Origin of the sequence: Limnohabitans sp. Rim8 (assembly GCF_945869175.1) — a bacterium.
Lineage (GTDB): Bacteria > Pseudomonadota > Gammaproteobacteria > Burkholderiales > Burkholderiaceae_C > Limnohabitans_A.
This window is the reverse complement of sequence record NZ_CAMBNZ010000061.1, coordinates 1-18,140: the sequence shown is the minus strand read 5'-3', so window position 1 is coordinate 18,140 and position 18,140 is coordinate 1. Positions and strand designations below refer to the sequence as shown.

Annotated in this window: 20 protein-coding genes and 1 pseudogene; 20 read left to right on the top strand and 1 reads right to left on the bottom strand. The window is 57.3% G+C overall.

Going from position 1 to position 18,140, the window contains the following annotated elements; translation table 11 throughout:
• The 9 genes from Q0O19_RS09965 to Q0O19_RS09925 all read left to right on the top strand — a co-directional run.
• Positions 1-1,113 (top strand): formate dehydrogenase subunit alpha (locus Q0O19_RS09965; protein WP_295522544.1); only part of this gene is annotated, 1,113 nt, incomplete at its 5' end.
• An 18-nt stretch (positions 1,114-1,131) separates the two neighbouring features.
• On the top strand, positions 1,132-1,734 hold the full coding sequence (gene fdh3B / locus Q0O19_RS09960) for a formate dehydrogenase FDH3 subunit beta (protein WP_108351624.1): 603 nt from the start codon (positions 1,132-1,134) through the stop codon (positions 1,732-1,734).
• Positions 1,735-1,736: 2 nt separating this feature from the next.
• Positions 1,737-1,964, top strand: a complete 228-nt coding sequence (locus tag Q0O19_RS09955; RefSeq protein ID WP_295522523.1) for a hypothetical protein — start codon at positions 1,737-1,739, stop codon at positions 1,962-1,964.
• A 17-nt stretch (positions 1,965-1,981) separates the two neighbouring features.
• Positions 1,982-3,163 carry a formate dehydrogenase subunit gamma gene (locus Q0O19_RS09950; RefSeq protein ID WP_295522521.1) on the top strand — a complete coding sequence of 394 codons (1,182 nt, stop codon included), beginning with the start codon at positions 1,982-1,984 and terminating at the stop codon, positions 3,161-3,163.
• A gap of 14 nt (positions 3,164-3,177) precedes the next feature.
• Positions 3,178-3,531 (top strand): hypothetical protein, encoded by a 354-nt coding sequence (locus tag Q0O19_RS09945; protein ID WP_295522519.1) that lies wholly within the window; start codon positions 3,178-3,180, stop codon positions 3,529-3,531.
• A 70-nt stretch (positions 3,532-3,601) separates the two neighbouring features.
• Entirely contained in the window at positions 3,602-4,480 is an 879-nt protein-coding gene (locus Q0O19_RS09940; protein WP_295522517.1) for a formate dehydrogenase accessory sulfurtransferase FdhD, read from the top strand.
• 143 nt (positions 4,481-4,623) lie between these two features.
• On the top strand, positions 4,624-7,197 hold the full coding sequence (locus tag Q0O19_RS09935) for an FtsX-like permease family protein (RefSeq protein ID WP_295522515.1): 2,574 nt from the start codon (positions 4,624-4,626) through the stop codon (positions 7,195-7,197).
• 37 nt (positions 7,198-7,234) lie between these two features.
• On the top strand, positions 7,235-7,639 hold the full coding sequence (locus Q0O19_RS09930; protein ID WP_295522513.1) for a group II truncated hemoglobin: 405 nt from the start codon (positions 7,235-7,237) through the stop codon (positions 7,637-7,639).
• A 90-nt stretch (positions 7,640-7,729) separates the two neighbouring features.
• The gene (locus Q0O19_RS09925) at positions 7,730-8,368 is read left to right on the top strand and encodes a Smr/MutS family protein (protein WP_295522511.1); all 639 of its coding nucleotides are present in this window, start codon (positions 7,730-7,732) and stop codon (positions 8,366-8,368) included.
• Here Q0O19_RS09925 and Q0O19_RS09920 read toward each other — a convergent pair.
• Positions 8,352-9,191 carry a symmetrical bis(5'-nucleosyl)-tetraphosphatase gene (locus Q0O19_RS09920; RefSeq protein ID WP_295522510.1) on the bottom strand — a complete coding sequence of 280 codons (840 nt, stop codon included), beginning with the start codon at positions 9,189-9,191 and terminating at the stop codon, positions 8,352-8,354. The genes Q0O19_RS09925 and Q0O19_RS09920 overlap by 17 nt on opposite strands.
• A gap of 63 nt (positions 9,192-9,254) precedes the next feature.
• On the opposite strand from Q0O19_RS09920, the gene Q0O19_RS09915 reads away from it, so the two are divergent.
• The 11 genes and pseudogenes from Q0O19_RS09915 to Q0O19_RS09865 all read left to right on the top strand — a co-directional run.
• Positions 9,255-10,568, top strand: a complete 1,314-nt coding sequence (locus Q0O19_RS09915; protein WP_295522508.1) for a hemolysin family protein — start codon at positions 9,255-9,257, stop codon at positions 10,566-10,568.
• A 156-nt stretch (positions 10,569-10,724) separates the two neighbouring features.
• Entirely contained in the window at positions 10,725-11,024 is a 300-nt protein-coding gene (locus Q0O19_RS09910) for an H-NS histone family protein (RefSeq protein ID WP_295522506.1), read from the top strand.
• Positions 11,025-11,179: 155 nt separating this feature from the next.
• On the top strand, positions 11,180-11,851 hold the full coding sequence (uppS, locus tag Q0O19_RS09905) for a polyprenyl diphosphate synthase (RefSeq protein WP_295522504.1): 672 nt from the start codon (positions 11,180-11,182) through the stop codon (positions 11,849-11,851).
• Between the two features lie 40 nt (positions 11,852-11,891).
• Positions 11,892-12,767 (top strand): glucose-1-phosphate thymidylyltransferase RfbA, encoded by an 876-nt coding sequence (rfbA, locus tag Q0O19_RS09900; protein WP_295522547.1) that lies wholly within the window; start codon positions 11,892-11,894, stop codon positions 12,765-12,767.
• A gap of 30 nt (positions 12,768-12,797) precedes the next feature.
• A complete protein-coding gene (rfbC, locus tag Q0O19_RS09895; protein ID WP_295522502.1) occupies positions 12,798-13,349 on the top strand; it encodes a dTDP-4-dehydrorhamnose 3,5-epimerase in 552 nt (183 codons plus the stop codon).
• Positions 13,350-13,375: 26 nt separating this feature from the next.
• Complete coding sequence (locus tag Q0O19_RS09890; protein ID WP_295522501.1) at positions 13,376-14,086, top strand: hypothetical protein; 711 nt, start codon at positions 13,376-13,378, stop codon at positions 14,084-14,086.
• 60 nt (positions 14,087-14,146) lie between these two features.
• Positions 14,147-15,355, top strand: coding sequence for a glycosyltransferase family 4 protein (locus Q0O19_RS09885; RefSeq protein WP_295522499.1), 1,209 nt, complete (start codon positions 14,147-14,149; stop codon positions 15,353-15,355).
• Positions 15,356-15,358: 3 nt separating this feature from the next.
• The gene (locus Q0O19_RS09880) at positions 15,359-15,958 is read left to right on the top strand and encodes a sugar transferase (protein ID WP_295522497.1); all 600 of its coding nucleotides are present in this window, start codon (positions 15,359-15,361) and stop codon (positions 15,956-15,958) included.
• The gene (locus Q0O19_RS09875; RefSeq protein WP_295522496.1) at positions 15,955-16,611 is read left to right on the top strand and encodes an acetyltransferase; all 657 of its coding nucleotides are present in this window, start codon (positions 15,955-15,957) and stop codon (positions 16,609-16,611) included. The genes Q0O19_RS09880 and Q0O19_RS09875 overlap by 4 nt, the downstream gene beginning before the upstream one ends.
• 9 nt (positions 16,612-16,620) lie before the next feature.
• Positions 16,621-17,832 (top strand): DegT/DnrJ/EryC1/StrS aminotransferase family protein, encoded by a 1,212-nt coding sequence (locus Q0O19_RS09870; RefSeq protein ID WP_295522494.1) that lies wholly within the window; start codon positions 16,621-16,623, stop codon positions 17,830-17,832.
• Positions 17,833-17,860: 28 nt separating this feature from the next.
• Positions 17,861-18,140: pseudogene (locus tag Q0O19_RS09865) on the top strand (polysaccharide biosynthesis protein); the annotation flags it as partial.

Below are 18,140 nucleotides of genomic sequence, written 5' to 3'. Positions count from 1 at the left end.
GAGATCAACAAGTGCGTTTGGACCATTGGCTACACCGGCCAAAGCCCAGAGCGCCTGAAGGCGCACATGAAGAACATGAACCTGTTCGACGTGAAAACCCTCAAGGCCAAGGGCGGCAAGGACAAGGAAACCGGCTACGACTTCACCGGAGATTACTTTGGCCTGCCATGGCCTTGCTACGGCACGCCCGAGATGAAGCACCCCGGCTCGTCCAATCTGTACGACACCTCCAAGCACGTCATGGACGGCGGCGGAAACTTCCGCGCCAACTTCGGTGTGGAGCGGGAAGGCAAAAGCCTGCTGGCCGAAGACGGTTCGCATTCGATGGGCGCAGACATCACCACCGGCTACCCCGAGCTTGACCACATCTTGCTCAAGAAATTGGGTTGGTGGGACGAGCTGACCGAGGCCGAAAAAGCCAAGGCCGAAGGCAAGAACTGGAAGACCGATTCATCTGGCGGCATGATCCGCGTGTTCATGAAAGGACACGGCTGCCATCCTTTTGGCAACGCCAAGGCCCGAGCCGTCGTCTGGAACTTCCCGGATCCTATCCCTCAGCACCGCGAGCCTTTGTACGGCACCCGTCCGGACATGATGGCCAAGTACCCCACGCACGACGACCGCAAGGCCTTCTGGCGTCTGCCCACTTTGTTCAAGACCGTGCAGGACAAAAACATCGCGGACAAAGTGCACGAGAAATACCCGCTCATACTGACCTCTGGCCGCTTGGTCGAGTACGAGGGCGGTGGCGAGGAAACCCGCGCCAATCCCTGGTTGGCCGAGTTGCAGCAAGAGGCCTATGTCGAGATTCACCCCAAGACAGCAGCAGACCGGGGCATTCGCAACGGCGACCGCGTCTGGTTGACAGGCGCCACAGGCGCTCGTCTGGACGTGCAGGCCATGGTGACCGAGCGAGTGGACACCGCCACGGTGTGGATGCCTTTCCACTTCTCGGGCCGTTGGCAAGGCGCCGACATGCTGGCGCATTACCCCAAGGGTGCAGCGCCCATCGTGCGCGGCGAGGCGGTCAACACCGCCACCACCTACGGTTACGACAGCGTCACCATGATGCAAGAGTCCAAGACCACCATCTGCAACATCGAAAAAGCCTAAGCGCTCCAGGAGAACACGATGGCACGAATGAAATTTATTTGCGATGCAGAGCGCTGCATCGAATGCAACGGCTGCGTCACCGCTTGCAAAAACGAGCACGAAGTCCCGTGGGGAGTGAACCGCCGCCGCGTGGTCACGCTCAATGATGGTGTACCCGGCGAGAAGTCGATCTCGGTGGCCTGCATGCACTGCTCGGATGCGCCTTGCATGGCGGTATGCCCGGTCAATTGCTTTTACAAAACCGAGGAAGGCGTGGTGCTGCACGACAAGGACATCTGCATTGGCTGCGGCTACTGCTCTTATGCCTGCCCGTTTGGTGCGCCGCAGTTCCCGTCCAACGGCACGTTTGGTTTGCGCGGCAAGATGGACAAATGCACCTTCTGCGCCGGTGGCCCCGAAGAGCATGGCAGCCAGGCCGAATTTGAAAAATACGGACGCAACCGCCTGGCTGAGGGCAAGCTGCCCGCCTGCGCCGAGATGTGCTCGACCAAAGCCTTGCTGGCGGGCGACGGCGATGTGGTCGCCGACATCCTGCGCGGTCGCGTGCTGGCCCGAGGCAAAGGCGCCGAAGTTTGGGGCTGGGGCACCGCTTACGGTAACCAAGCCAAGCCAGGAGCCTGAGCATGAAAAAAACCATTTTCACCATTGGGTGCGCGGCTTTGCTGGTGGCGTGCGGCGAAACTTCTCAAGACAAGCCTGGTGTAGGTTCTGACAAGCCCGTGCAAAACGGCACCGGTGTGGCGGTCTACACCGCCCAGGGCTGGAAAGCCGGCGACAAAGACGGCTGGGCCAACCACCTCAAAGCCCGTGCCAGTTATGGTCAAGACGACCACGCCCGTGCTCCCAAGTGAGCCACAAGGAGAAGTTCATGCGCCACTTCTTACTGAGCATCGGTCTGGCCCTGTGGACCTTGGGCGCTGTGGCCCAAACGCAGGCCCCGGCCTCTGCGGCCCCGACCACTGCCGCCGCAGCTGACAACAGCTTGGGCGTTAAAAGCGCCAACATCTTCCAGATCGCGCCGGGAGCCGACGCCGATCCAAAGTACAAGGACCAGACCAACGCCGAACGAGGCCAGGTCCAACCCGGCAACAACGCGCCCATGTGGCGTGCGGTGGGGCAGGGCGTGACCGGTTACATAAGTTTGCCCAAAAGCCAAGCGCCTGAAGCAGGCAACCTGATCCAGCCTTTTGTGCAATACCCCGGCTCGCGTCTGGCATCAGCCGGTGAATCCTGGCGTCAGGTGCGCAACAACATCATCATTCCTTATGGCGCGGCCTTGTTGCTGATCGCTGTGGGCGCGATGGCGTTGTTTTACTTCAGCAAAGGTACGATGGAATTGCACGGCCAGGAAACGGGCCGCAAGATTGAGCGGTTCACGCCGTTTGAGCGCTCAGCCCACTGGTCCAATGCCATTGCCTTCGTGTCTCTGGCCATCTCCGGTATCGTCATGGCTTATGGCAAGTTCTTTTTGCTGCCCATCATTGGTAGCGCCTTGTTTGGCTGGTTGACTTTCGCTTTGAAAAACATCCACAACTTTGCTGGTCCTCTGTTTGCCGTGTCCCTGGTGATCGTGTTTGTCACCTTCCTCAAAGACAACCTGCCCAGCAAAGAAGATTGGGTTTGGATTGCCAAAGGTGGCGGCTTGTTTTCGGGCACCGAAGTGCCTTCTCACCGCTTCAATGCCGGTGAAAAGGTGGTCTTTTGGGGCGGTGTGTTGTTCCTTGGCTTGATTGTGGTGGGTTCTGGCTTGGTGCTGGACATGCTCATCCCCGGTCTGATCTACGAACGCGGCACCATGCAAATTGCAGCCATGATCCACGGTGTCGCGGCTTTGTTCATGATGGCCATGTTCATTGGCCACATTTACATGGGCACGATCGGCATGCGCGGCGCTTACAAAGCCATGCGCGAAGGTTATGTCGACGAAACTTGGGCCAAAGAGCACCACGAACTTTGGTACAACGACGTCAAGTCCGGCAAGATTCCTGCCCAACGCTCTGTGCCTGCATCCCCTACACCAGCAACACCGGCTAAAACGGCTTCGGTTTGAGTCAGGAGAACACCATGAAAAAATACCTGCTTGTCTTGTCTGCCTTGACCATCAGTTTTGGCGCCTTGGCCAAATTGCCAGCCCTGAGTGACGAAGCCAAAGCCAAAGCGGCCGAAGCCGCTGCCAAAACGGCGCATGGCAACAAAGTGGCCGACTTTCAGTTGTGCAAGTCACGCGAAAAAGCGGCTGATCACTATTACAAAACCAACGGCAAAGGCAAGCCAGCGCCCACGGCCACTCCCGCTTGTGTGGACCCGGGCGCTTACAAACCCGCTGAGGTGACGGTTGCAGCGCCCGCCGCTGCACCTGCCGCTGCCCCAGCACCTGCTGCAGCCAAGCCCGCTGCCGCACCTGCCAAAAAAGGCTGATCCTTTTATCAACGTCATCGCAAAATCCCCCGTCGGTCACGGCGGGGGATTTTTACGTTAGGCTCAAGCCATGTCTGTTGTTCTGAATGCCCTTGAGGCCGCGTCGGCCCCCCAAAAACCCCACACCACCCGAGCGCGTGCGCCCCTCACGCGCAGTGTGTCTGTTTGCAATGAGTTCGGCGAAATCTCGGACACACAAATTCCAGCTGAGCGAGCGCTGACGATTTACCTGGACAAAAAAGAACTGGTGACCCTCATGACGCTCGGCGCTGAGCCTGAGTGGTTGGTGCTGGGTTTTTTGCGCAACCAGCGCCTGATTGATTCGGTGGAACAAATCGAGTCGATCACGGTGGACTGGACGATTGGCGAAGGCGAGGTGGGCGAGCCCGGTGTGGCCGCTGTCAAGACCCGCGCCAACGCCCAGGTGGTGATCGAGCGCAGCGCCGACCGCGTGGTCACCACCGGCTGCGGTCAGGGCAGCGTGTTTGGCGACCTCATGGCCCACATCGACGAGATCCAACTTCCTCCGGCCCAGATCACGCAAGGGCAGTTGTATGGTTTGGTGAACGCCATTCGCTTGCAAGAGACCACCTACAAATCGTCAGGCTCGGTGCACGGTTGTGCGCTGTTTCAGGGGGACGAGATGCTGATGTTTGTCGAAGACGTGGGCCGACACAACGCGGTGGATACCATCGCCGGTTGGATGTGGATGAACGATATGGACGGCCAAGACAAGGTGTTCTACACCACAGGCCGTTTGACCAGCGAGATGGTGATCAAATCGGCCCAAATGGGCGTGCCCGTGGTCGTATCGCGCAGCGGTATCACACAAATGGGGCTGGATGTCGCCCATCGCCTGGGCCTTTGCGCCATTGGCCGTGCCACCCACAAGCGTTTCTTGTGTTTCAGCGCCCCTGAGCGCTTGATCTGGCAACCTGAGTTGGTTTGAGGCCTCTTCGCGAGCCAGGGCCCGCGCCCAAGAAACACCCCCTGCCTTTCCCCTTAGAAGGCAGCAACCCACAACCGAATCTTTGACGGGATTAAAAATGCCCTTCGCCACGACGTGAATGGCTTGTGCGGTAAGGTTCGGGCATGAACCAACAAGGATGGATGCACGGCCTGCGGCTGGGTGGGCGTAATTTGTGGCGTGACTTGCGTGCGGGTGAGTTGCGCCTGCTGATGCTGTCGGTGACGCTGGCGGTGGCCGCGCTGACGGCGGTCGGTTTTCTTGCCGATCGCATGCAATCCGGTTTGTGGCGCGATGCCCGCCAACTGCTGGGCGGGGATGCGGTGGTCGTCAGCGATCAAAATACCCCGGCGGCCTTTGTGCAGCAAGCCCAAAGCATGGGTTTGCAAACCAACACCAATGTGAGTTTCCCGACCATGGCCCGTGCCAGCGCCGAGCAAGGGGGAGGCAGTCGTTTGGTGGCCCTCAAGGCCGTAGAGCATGGTTACCCCTTGCGTGGCCAGTTGTGGGTGCGACCTGACCTCATAGCACCCGCTGTTGTGGCCAAGGGTGCCCCGCTTGCTCTGACTGATCCTGTCACCAATCTGGGTATTCCCGCTGTGGGTGAAGTTTGGGTTGATCCAGCTTTGCTCGAGAACTTGGGTGTGCAATTGGGGCAAATGTTGGCGCTGGGAGAGCGCAGTTTCCGTATCTCGGCGCTGATTGATCGAGAACCCGATCGGGGCGCCGGTTTCATGACCTTTGCCCCTCGGGTGATGATGAATGTGTTCGATTTGGCCTCAACAGGCTTGGTACAACCGGCCAGTCGCGTGACTTGGCGCATGGCCGTGGCGGGTGATGCAGCCGCTGCAGATCGCTTTGTGAAGTGGGCCAGGCCCGAGGTGGAATTGACCCATGTCCGTGGCGTTCAGATCGAATCCTTGGACACCGGACGCCCCGAAATGCGCCAGACCTTGGACAGGGCATCGCAATTTTTAAACCTGGTGGCCTTGTTGGCCGCCTTGCTTTGCGCCGTGGCGGTGGCCTTGGCGGCCCGCAGCTTCGCCGAGCGACAGCTCGATGCCTGTGCTTTGTTGCGGGTCTTGGGGCAAAGCCAGCGCACGCTCACTTTGAGTTACGGCCTGGAATTTTTAGGCGCTGGCTTGATGGCCAGCGCTGTGGGTGTTTTGGCAGGTTATGGTGTCCATTTGGGATTTGTGCTGCTGTTGGCGGGATTGGTAGACGCACAACTGCCTTCAGCCACTTGGCAGCCGGCTTTCATGGGCATGGGCATGGGCCTGACCTTGTTGGTGGCTTTTGGCTTGCCACCAGTGCTGCAATTGGCGCAGGTCCCGCCGTTGCGGGTCATACGCCGAGATTTGGGTGGCTTGCAGGTGCGCTCGGGCCTGGTTTTGCTCATGGGTTTGGTGGGTTTTGCGCTGACGCTGCTCATGGTCAGCCGAAACCTGACCTTGGGGCTGATCACCGTGGGTGGGTTCGCTGTAGCCTTGCTGTTGTTTGCCGGACTGGCTGCAGCGGCACTGTGGTTGCTTCGGCGAACGCTGCCCGACGAAAAAGCACCTCGCTGGTTGCGTCTGGCCACGCGCCAGGTGGCCTCTCGGCCCGTGTTTGCCGTGGTGCAGGTCAGCGCTTTGTCGGTGGGCTTGCTCGCCTTGGCTTTGCTGGTGCTGCTGCGTACCGACTTGATTGCCAGCTGGCGGCAAGCCACACCGGCCCAAGCGCCTGACCGTTTTGTGATCAACGTGCAACCCGAGCAAGCCAAGGACTTTTTGGCCAGCCTGAACAAAGCCGGCGTGCAATCGCCTGACTGGTTTCCCATGATCAGGGGTCGCTTGGTGGCCATCAACGGCCGCGAGGTGGGGCCCAATGACTTTGACATTGACCGCGCCAAACGCCTGATCGACCGAGAAATCAACCTTTCGCACTCAGCCACCTTACCGGCCCACAACCCGCTGACGGTAGGCCGGTGGACCGCCGAAGAAGCCGATGGGGTGAGTGTGGAGCAGGGGATCGCCGACACCCTGGGCCTGAAGTTGGGCGACCAGGTGCGCTTTGACATCGCAGGCCAGATCCGCGAAGCCCGCATCACCAGTTTGCGCAAGGTGGACTGGACATCCATGCGGGCCAACTTTTTCATTTTGTTTCCGCTCTCGGAAATGCCCGACCTGCCCATGACCTATATGGCCGCTTTCCGCTCGCCCCAGGGTTCAGCGGGTTTTGACAACGCGCTGGTCAACCAGTTTCCCAACATCACCAATGTCGACATGCGCAGCACCTTGGCCCAGGTCCAGCGCGTCATGGACCAGGTCATCCGTGCGGTGGAGTATTTGTTCGCTTTCACCTTGGCCGCTGGCTTGATGGTCCTGCTCGCCGCCGTAGGCGCGAGCCGCCAAGCCCGAGAGCGCGAGTACGCCATCATGCGGGCGCTGGGGGCCGGGCGCGCCTTGTTGGCCCAGGTGCAGCGCACCGAGCTGCTGGGTCTGGGTTGGCTGGCGGGTTTCATGGCCAGCACCATGGCCTTGGTGGTCGGTTGGGCCTTGGCCCGTTTTGCTTTTGAGTTTGCCTGGCAACCGCCTTTGTGGGCCCCTTTGGCCGGCGGGGCGCTTGGCGCTTTGCTGGCTTGGGCGGCCGGCACCCTCAGCTTGGCGGGCGTGCTGCGTCAGCCCGTGATGCAAACCTTGCGGCAAGCGACGGATTGAGTCAATCCTGTCCACAGCTACCTGCACAATAAGCACCATGGACATCGAAGACAAGCCCCCGTTTGAAAACCCGTTCGAGTGGATTGGCGGCGAGCCTCGCGTGCGGGCTTTGGTCGACCGTTTTTACGATCTGATGGACCTGGAGCCCAGCTACCAAGAACTGCGAGCAGCTCACGGCAGCACCTTGAATGATGCGCGTGACAAACTCTGTTGGTTTTTGACGGGCTGGCTCGGTGGCCCTGAGCACTACACCGAGCGCTTTGGTCATCCGCGCCTGCGCATGCGCCACATGCCGTTTACGATTGGTGTCCTTGAGCGTGACCAATGGCTCGCTTGCATGGACCAGGCCATGCAAGAAACCCAAGTCGACCCTGTGCTGCGCGAACGGTTGAATGGCAGTTTTTTCAAAACCGCCGACTGGATGCGCAACCGCGGTGCTTGAAGCCGCTTTGCAGGCGCATGCCCCCGCAGCCGAATATGAGAAAGGGCTTGAGCCCGTCCAGCCATGCCCTTTTGTGGCACGATCACAGGCGTGAAAATCAACTCCCTGCAAGACCTGAAAAAGGTCCAGAAAAAACTGACCGAGGCCCATGAAAAAGCTCAAGCTGAAGAGGCGGCCCGCATGGCTGTTGCTCGTCAGCGAGAAGCCGAGGCCAACCTGTTCGCCCGTGCAGTTGGGGTGGTCAAGCGCATGCCCGTGGATGACCAAGCCCGCATCCAGCCGCCCGCGCCAGCGCCTGTAGCCGCTCAAAGGCAAAAAGACGAAGAAGCGGTGCTGCGCGATGCCTTGAGCGATGGCTTTGACGTCAGCACCTTGCTCGACACCGACGACGCCTTGAGCTTCCGGCGCCCGGGTATCGGCATCGATGTGACCCAAAAACTGCGCAAAGGCGGCTGGTCCATCCAGCGCGAGATCGATTTGCACGGCCTGCGCAGCGACGAAGCCCGTGTGGCCCTGGCCGAATTCATCCGCATCGCACACCGTCAAGGTCTGCGTTGTCTGCGTGTGGTGCACGGCAAAGGGCTGGGCTCGCCCGGTAAAACCTCGGTCCTCAAACCCAAGGTCCACAGCTGGTTGATTCAAAAGAACCAGGTCATGGCCTTTGTTCAGGCCAAGCCCGCAGAAGGCGGGGCCGGTGCTTTGTTGGTGTTGCTCAAACCTGGGGGCTGAAGGGCCGTTGCGCCTGCTCGCACTTCACTTGAATCAGCTGGGTCTGCCCATCGGCATCCAGGCCCATGGCGCTCAGGCACCCGCCCCACACGCAACCCGTGTCCAGTGCCCACACATCGCTGCGCTTGAGCAGCCCCAAGGTCGACCAATGACCGAAGGCCACGGTCACGTCGGCCGTTCGCCTCAGCGGCACATCAAACCAAGGCATGAAACCCGCAGGCGCCGCATCGGCCCCTTCTTTGGCGTTGAACTCCATCTCGCCCTCGGCCGAGCAAAAGCGCAGGCGGGTCAGCGCATTCACCACCACGCGCAAGCGGTCCAGGCCCGTCAGATCCTCGCGCCATGCCGCAGGCTTGTTGCCATACATCTGGTGCAAGAAATCACGCCCATCAGGCCCGCGCAAGACCGACTCCACCTCGCCTGCCAAAGCCAATGTTTGCGCCACGGTCCAAGATGGCAACACCCCCGCATGCACCATCAGCACGCCGTGCGACCAAATGGCCATGCGCTGGTGCCGCAGCCACTCCAGCAAGGCATGGCGGTCTGATGTTTGCAAGATGCCGTCCAGCGTGTCCATCGGTTTGAGCCGACCAGCGCCTTCGGCCACAGCCAGCAAATGCAAGTCGTGATTACCCAGCACGCATTGCGCCGACTCACCCATCGCCATCAACCGCCGCAGCACCTGAGCCGACGCAGGGCCCCGGTTCACCAAGTCACCCAAGACATACAAAGTGTCCCGGCTTGGCGAAAAATCCACCACGTCCAGCAAGCGCCCCAATGGCGCATCGCATCCCTGCACATCCCCTACCCAATAAATGGCCATAAGCACCTCTGGGCGGGATTGTCCCAAATTCCCATTCGGGCCACTCTTGGCACAATGGCGTTTATGGATTTTTTACTGATCGTTTTCCTCACCCTGCTCAACGGTGTCTTTGCCATGTCCGAGTTGGCGTTGGCTTCCAGCCGAAAAGCCCGCTTGGCCGCCATGGACGAGGCGGGGGACAAAGGAGCCACTGCAGCGTTGAAGTTACTCGAAGAGCCCACCCAGTTCTTGTCGACGGTGCAGGTGGGCATCACCTCCATCGGTGTGTTGAACGGCATCGTGGGCGAAGCCGCCTTCAGCGGTGGTTTGGCCCTGCAGTTGATGCAATGGGGCTTGACCGAACCGGTTGCGGCTGTTTCTGCCACAGCGATTGTGGTCACGATCATCACTTTCACCACCATCATTTTTGGCGAACTCGTACCCAAGCGCATTGGCCAGCTTTACCCGGAAGCTGTCGCGCGCATCGTGGCCCGCCCTATGGCCGGTTTGGCCAAAGCGGCCGGTCCGTTTGTCAAATTGCTCTCTTTGTCCACGCAAGGCATGCTCAAACTCATGCGCATCGACAGCAAAGGCAGCCGCGCTGTGACCGAAGAAGAAATCACCGCCAGCTTGGTGGAGGGCGTGGACGCGGGCCTGATCGAGGAGCATGAGCACCAAATGGTGCGCAACGTGTTTCACTTGGACGACCGCGCGCTCACGTCCATGATGACGCCGCGAAGCGATATCCAATGGCTTGAAGCGCATCTTTCGCCCCAGCAAGCCATGGACCGCATCAACCAGATGCGTGGTGAAGGCAACCATTCTTGGTACCCGGTTTGCCGAGATGGCCTCGGCCACATCATCGGCGTCATCAGTTTGTCGCAGCTGCTGGCGTTGCCACATGACGACGAACGCGCTTTGGAAAACCACGCGCAAACCGCCCACTTTGTGCCCGAAACCCTCACCGGTATGGAATTGCTCGAGCAAATGCGTGACCAGTCCAGCCGCATGCTTTTTGTGGTGGACGAGTACGGCGAAGTGCAGGGCCTGCTCACGCCACTGGATCTGCTGGAGGCGATCACTGGAGAACTCAAGTCCGACACCCATGCCGAAGCATGGGCCACCCAAAATGCCGATGGCAGTTGGGTGCTCGACGGCATCATGCCGGTCAATGAACTCAAAGCCCGTTTGGACATCAAAGAGTTGCCAGCCGAAGACAAAAACCGCTACAACACCCTAGCGGGCCTGCTCATGTATGTGCTGGGTCAACTCCCCGCCAAAGGACAAGTCATTGAATTGGGTGATTGGCAATTCAAGGTGATTGACCTGGAGGGACGACGCATTGACAAGGTGACCGCGATACCCCGTCAAGGTGGATCGGGTATTCAATTTCAATGATTTGACACAAATCATTAAAACGATACAAATAACAGATTAAATTAATTTAATTGCCAATAATATATACCCATGACTGTCAGTCAAAAAATAGGTGGTCACTGATTTTCGATTCATAAATCGTGTATATTCGCACTCTTTATCTACTCAGGAACAAATATGACTGTCAGCTACAAAGAGTTATTGGCCCAACGTGAAGCCTTGGAGCAAGCCATTTCGCAAGCTCGCCAAAACGAAATTTCGACCGCCGTCGCCAAAGTGCGTGAATTGGTCGCAGAATTTGGTTTGACGGCGCAAGATGTTTTTCCAGGTCGCAGCCCTAAATCTGTTACTACCAAAGCCGTGAGTAAGGTCGCAGCCAAATACCGTGATCCTGCGACAGGTCAAACTTGGACGGGTCGAGGTAAAGCGCCCAAGTGGATTGATGGCAAAGAGCGCTCACCATTCGTCATTGCCTGATTTTCATGCAACTGTCATGAGGCGAAGTTTTTCGAGACTTCGCCTTTTTTAATGGGTGTGTGACCTGCAGCACCCCAAGTGCTGGTCATACTGTATCGAACGAATTGTCCAAACTCACTTTGCCCAATCCGCTACCGCGCCATATTGCCATCATCATGGATGGCAATCGTCGTTGGGCGAAAAACCGATTTCTTCCTGCTGCACTGGGTCATGCCGCTGGCGCCAAACAAGTCCGCGAAATCGTCAAAGCCTGTGCTGAATTGGGTGTGCCCTATTTGAGTTTGTTCGCTTTCAGTACCGAAAACTGGAAACGGCCGGAAGAAGAGGTGTCTAGCCTCATGGGCTTGTTCATCTCTTATTTGCAAAAAGAGGTGGACAGCATGAATGACCATGGGGTTTGCCTGAAGGTCGTGGGCGATACCCGCCGGTTTGCCCCTGTGTTGCAAGACCTGATTGCCAAGGCCGTGCGAGAAACCGCATCCAATTCCCGGATCACCTTGACCATCTGTGCCAACTACGGTGGCCGATGGGACATGGTCCAAGCGGTCAAGGCTTGGCAGCAGGCACACCCCGAGCAGAGCCTCCAGTCCCTCACAGAAGAGGGTTTGAGCGCTTTCTTGAGCACAGACAACGCACCCGAAGTGGATTTGCTCATTCGCACCGGAGGCGAGTCCAGGGTCAGTAACTTCATGCTTTGGCAAGCGGCCTATGCAGAAATGTTTTTCACAGATGACCTGTGGCCCGACTTTTCAAAAAAACAGCTGCTCCAAGCGGTGGAATGGTTTACGGGTCGAGATCGCCGTTTTGGTTCATCGGCCTCTTTGTAAAATAGTGGTTGAATCAAAACGATTGGAGTCAGTTGTACACATGGCACATCGCAAAGGCATTATTCTCGCTGGCGGTTCAGGAACGCGGCTTTATCCTGTGACTCAGGCCGTGAGCAAGCAACTCATGCCTGTTTACGACAAACCCATGGTTTACTACCCGTTAACAACGCTCATGTTGGCCGGTATCCGGGACGTTTTGCTCATCAGCACCCCGCAAGACACGCCCAGGTTTGTGGATTTGTTGAAAGATGGCCAGCAATGGGGAATGAACATCCAATATGCTGTGCAGCCCCAACCCGATGGTTTGGCCCAAGCCTTCATCATTGGCAAAGACTTTATTCAGGGTGACCCCAGTGCCTTGGTGCTGGGAGACAATCTTTTTTATGGGCACGATCTCGTTCAATTGCTGAGCAATGCCAATGCGCAAAGCACAGGTGCCAGTGTCTTTGCTTACCATGTTCAGGACCCTGAGCGTTATGGGGTGGTTGATTTTGATGCCCAGCAGCGAGCTTTGAGCATCGAAGAAAAGCCAAAGTCCCCGAAGAGCAATTTTGCGGTCACTGGTTTGTACTTTTACGACCACCAAGTGTGTGACATCGCCCGTGATATCCAACCCTCCGCGCGCGGCGAATTGGAGATTACCGATGTCAATCAACGCTATTTGATACAAAACCAGCTCAACGTGGAGATCATGGGCAGAGGTTATGCCTGGTTGGATACAGGCACGCATGACAGTTTGCTGGAGGCGGCTGGATTCATTGCCACCTTGCAAAAAAGGCAAGGGTTGATGGTCGCTTGTCCGGAAGAAATCGCTTTTCATCAGCACTGGATCTCGGCTGACGACCTTCTGGCCCTTGCCCATCCATTGTCCAAAAATGGCTATGGGCAGTACTTGCTGAAACTGCTCAAAAAATAAATCCTGTATCCGCCAGACGCCCTCATTTGTATGCCCTACACCTCGACACCCACGGTCCTTCCTGAAGTCATGATTCTGGAGCCGCAGGTCTTCGGTGATGCGAGGGGATTCTTTTATGAAAGTTTCAACGAATCAGACTTTCAAAAGGCAACCGGCCTCCATGTTCATTTTGTTCAAGACAACCACAGCAAGTCAGCCAGGGGTGTGTTGCGTGGCTTGCACTACCAAATCCAACATCCGCAGGGCAAACTGGTGAGGGTTGTCCAAGGTGAGGTCTTCGATGTGGCCGTGGATCTGCGCAAGTCGTCCCCCCATTTTGGCAAATGGGTGGGCGTGCACTTGAGTGAAAGCAACCGTCGGCAACTGTGGGTCCCACCGGGTTTTGCCCATGGTTTCGTCGTCCTCAGTGAAACGGCTGAATTTCTCTATAAAACTACAGATTATTGGTTTTCGGAACATGAAAGAAGTTTGGTTTGGAATGACCCCGACTTGGCGATTGAGTGGCCGATTGATTTTCAACCTCAACTGGCGGTGAAAGATCAAAATGGGCAGGGGATGAAAAATGCCGAATTTTATAAATAATTACAAAAAATATTGATTCACTTTAAATGACATCAGCACTGGTCATTTTGTTGTTCTCTTTGTATGCATTGTTTGATGCCATTGCATTGTTGCCCAGGGTAGGTGGCGCTTTTTTAAATCAAAACGGACTGGGCTACACCTTCTCCATCATGGTGCATACCCTGAAGAGGGTGTTTGTGGTGTCTTATCCTCCATTGTTGGGTTGGATTGCACTTCAAGGCGACAGCTTGTACCCCACGATTTTTGCCGCTTATTTTTTTGGTGCCATGACGGTTGTTTTGGTTTCAATATTCAAATACCCCATCATCAGCTACTTCATCCATTTGATACAGGGTTACTCGGTGGGCGGATCTGTGTTCTTTGCGGTGTTCAAGCATCCATACATTCCTCATGAATCCATGCGGGGCAAAGGGGTGGTGGATTTTTCTTTCCAATTTAAAAAGACCTTGATTTACTCGTCCTCTTGGGTGTACTTCGTATATGGTTCATCCCTGTTTTTCATCAATATTTTTGGTGCGGAATTTCAAGAGCAGTCTGCGGTGATTTACCAACTGGTGGGTATCATCAACGCCTTGGGCACTTTGTTGATGTCTTTTTATTTGGACCCAAAGATCTCCAGGAATTTTGATCAAAAGGAAAGCATCATGGAAAGCAACGATTCGGTGGTTGCCGGACAACTGCTGGCCTTGGCTGTTTGGGGGCCGCTTTCCATGGGTCTGTGCAGCTTGATGGTGTGAACAACTCAGCACCATGTTGATCACCATGAAGCGTTCTACACCGCCGAAAGGGTGTAAGTGATGCGTATCCTGCACGCCGTCAAGACGGTGGATGGTGCCCGGTGGGCCCTTGACCAGGTGCGTGAGTTGGTGGCCCGGGGCTTTGAGGTGCACGTTGTGCTGCCTGCATTGTCGGGTCGCTTTATCGCAGCTTGGCGCGAAACAGGGGCAGTCTTGCACGCGATGCCTGTCGATGTTCCGGTCAAATGCATTTGGCGGCTGCCAGAGATGCTTCAGCAGATCCGGCGTCTGGTTGAGCAAGTCAAGCCAGACATCATTCACAGCCATTTTTTTGGAACCACCGTGATGCTGCGGATGGCTTTGGGCCGTGACCACCCCACGCCCAGAATTTTCCAAGTACCTGGCCCCTTGCACCTTGAACACGCCTTGTTTCGCCGCTGGGAACTGCGAACGGCGGGACCGGCGGATCTCTGGATCGCCTCGAGTCGCTACATCGAGTCCCTCTACACCTCACATGGTGTGGCACAAGACAGGGTTTTCTTGAGTTATTACGGCAATCAATGGGTGTCGCCCCCGCTGATGGCGGACAAACAGCAGCAGGGCCAATGGCGCCAGCGCCTAAGTATTCCCTCCAATCAATGGGTGGTGGGCAACATCAACCACATCTACCCCCCGAAGTGGTACCTTGGACAGAGTCGCGGTCTCAAGCGTCATGAAGATGTGATTGACGCGCTGGCGCTGGTTTGCCAGACGCGTGATGATGTGACCGGCGTGCTGGTGGGTAGCCAATGGGGCGGAGGCGACGGCTACCAAAAAAGTTTGGCAAGACGTGCAGCCAGTGCCGGTGCTGGCCGTATCTTGATGCCGGGTCACTTGGCTTCAGAAGAAGTGTCTGCGGCATGGAAAGATTTCGATCTGGCCGTGCACGTTCCATCGTCTGAAAACTGTGGCGGCGTTGTGGAGCCGTTGCAGGCGGGTGTGCCAGTCATTGCGGCTCGGGTGGGGGGTTTGCCCGAGGTGGTGTTCGATGGCGTGACGGGGCAACTGGTTTCACCAGGTGATGTTGAAGCCTTGGCGAGGGCCATTTCTGGTGCCTTGAACCAACTTGGCATGATGCGTGAAGGGGCAGTTCGTGGCGCTGCTTTGGTCACGACCATGTTTGATGTGGCCAGAACCGCCAAAGAAGTGGCCGATGTTTACGACCATGTGTCAAGCGGTGCACCCCGCCCGCGCCATTTTGATTCGCGAGCCTTTGTGGCGAGCCTGTAAGCCATGACTTTGAAAAGAGCATTGGATGGTCTTTTGTCTGGTGTGGCATTGACGCTGCTTGCGCCTGTTCTGTTGGGGGTGGCTGGGCTCATCTTTTGGAGGATGGGCTCGCCCGTGTTGTTCTCTCAAGAGCGGCCGGGTCTGGGGGGACGTCCATTCAGGATGTACAAATTTCGCACCATGTTGGATGCCTATGATGCCCATGGACAATGCTTGCCTGATGCGCAACGCTTGACGGCTTTGGGCAAGCTCTTGCGAAGGTGGAGTGTGGATGAGTTGCCGCAGCTGTTCAACGTCTTGAAAGGCGATATGAGTTTGGTCGGTCCTCGTCCTTTGCTGATGGCGTATTTGCCGCTTTACAACCCCACGCAAGCCCGCCGCCAAGAAGTGCGGCCTGGCATCACCGGCTGGGCCCAGGTCCATGGCCGCAATGCGATCAGCTGGGAGGATAAATTTGTGCTCGATGTTTGGTATGTTGACCATGCCAGCTTGTGGTTGGATGTCCGCATCTTGTGGATGACGGTGCGCAAGGTGTTGGTGCGCGACGGCATCAACGCGCAGGGCGAGGCGACGATGCCGAAATTTGAGGGCGACAAGTCATGAAACGTTTTGCCATCTACGGCGTCAATGGTTGTGGCCGGGGTGTCTTGCCCTTGGTTCGCCAAGAACTGCAAGCCAGTTTGGAGCGTGGGCTGTGTGATTTGGTGTTTGTCGACGACCAACCGCCAGCGTCTGTGGTGAACGGGCATCGGGTGCTGACTTATGAACAGTGGTTGAGTGAGCCCGCCAGCTCACGCCACATGAATGTGGCCATTGCCAACAGCCAGGTGCGAGAGAAGTTGGTGCAGCGCTGCGCCACCGATGGGGTGGGGTTTTTCCAGGCGCGAGCAGCCAATGTGGTGCAATTGGACGATGTTCAAATCGGCGAGGGCGCTGTGTTGTGTCCCTTTGTCACGCTGACCAGCAACATCCGGATTGGCAGGCATTTTCATGCCAACCTTTACAGCTATGTCGAGCACGATTGCGTGGTGGGCGATTTTGTGACCTTTGCCCCGGGCGTGATGTGCAACGGCCATGTCCACATTGAAGACCATGCCTACATTGGTGCGGGTGCGGTGATCAAGCAGGGCTTGCCTGGCAAGCCTTTGGTGATCGGTCGTGGCGCCGTGGTGGGCATGGGCGCTGTGGTGACCCAGAGCGTGCCTGCGCAGGTCACGGTGGTGGGCAATCCGGCCCGACCCCTGATCAAGAACTGAAGACATGCCATGCTGAACACACCTTTTTCCCCCTGGCCCAGTTTCACCCCCGAAGAGGCCGACGCGGTGCACCGCGTGCTCTTGTCGAACAAGGTGAACTACTGGACCGGTACGGAGACCCGCGAGTTTGAAAAAGAATTCGCCGCATGGTGTGGTACCGCGCATGCTGTGGCCTTGGCCAATGGCACGCTGGCGCTTGACGTGGCGCTCAAGGCTTTGGGCGTGGGTCCGGGCGATGAGGTGGTGGTCACGCCGCGTACCTTCATCGCTTCCATTTCTTGCGTGGTGAATGCAGGTGCCGTGCCTGTGTTTGCCGATGTTGAGGCAGGCAGCGGGAATGTGTCGGCACGCACCATTTCAGCCGTGTTGTCGCCGCGGACCAAGGCGGTGGTGTGTGTGCATTTGGCCGGCTGGCCTTGCGACATGGACCCGATCATGGCGCTGGCGGCCGAGCGTGGTTTTTCAGTCGTTGAGGATTGCGCTCAGGCGCATGGCGCCCGCTACAAGGGGCGGCCTGTTGGCAGCATAGGCCATGTGGGCGCCTGGAGTTTTTGCCAAGACAAGATCATGACCACCGGTGGAGAGGGTGGCATGGTGACGACCAACGATGAGGCGTTGTGGCACACCATGTGGTCTTTCAAGGACCACGGCAAAAGCTACGAGGCGGTGTACACGCGCCAGCACCCTCCAGGTTTTCGGTGGCTGCACGAGCGTTTTGGCACCAATTGGCGCATGTTGGAGATGCAGGCGGTGATCGGGCGAATTCAGTTGCGGCGCATGGGCGATTGGGCGATCGCCCGCCAACGCAATGCACAGACCATTCGGGCGGCTTGCGCCGAATTTGCTGCTTTACGCGTGCCGAAAATCAGCTGTAGCAGTTGCTCTGGCGTTTGTGACACAGCGGGTGCCGCTTGTGAGCATGCCCAGTACAAATGTTACGTTTATGTCCAGCCTGAGCGCTTGGCAACGGGTTGGACGCGTGACCGTATCATGGAGGCCATCATGGCCGAAGGCGTGCCTTGTTACCAAGGGTCTTGCTCTGAGGTGTATTTGGAAAAAGCGTTTGATGGGACGGGATGGCGACCAGCGCTTCGTTTGCCTGTGGCCAAAGCGTTGGGTGAAACGGCCATCATGTTTTTGACCCACCCGACCTTGACACGGGACGAAATGGCTCAAACGTGTCAAGCGATTCGCAAGGTCATGGCTCAGGCGTGCGGCTGAAACCAAGGGCGATGCCGACTGTTTTGCCATGAATATTTCTTTTCTGACTGATTTTTTCCTGAGCTTGTCCAGACCCGTGAAGCGGGCTTTGGCTTTGGGGGCTGACGCCTTTGTGTGCGGCATCACGGTGTGGATGGCGTTTAACTTGCGGTTGGAGACTTGGACGGCTTGGTCGCCCGCACACTTCACGGCCTTTGTTGGCGCCGTGGCCTTTGCTTTGCCCCTGTTCATTGTGTTCGGACTTTACCGGGCGATTTTCCGTTATTCGGGGATGCCTGCGCTCATGACCGTGATGAAGGCCGTGCTCA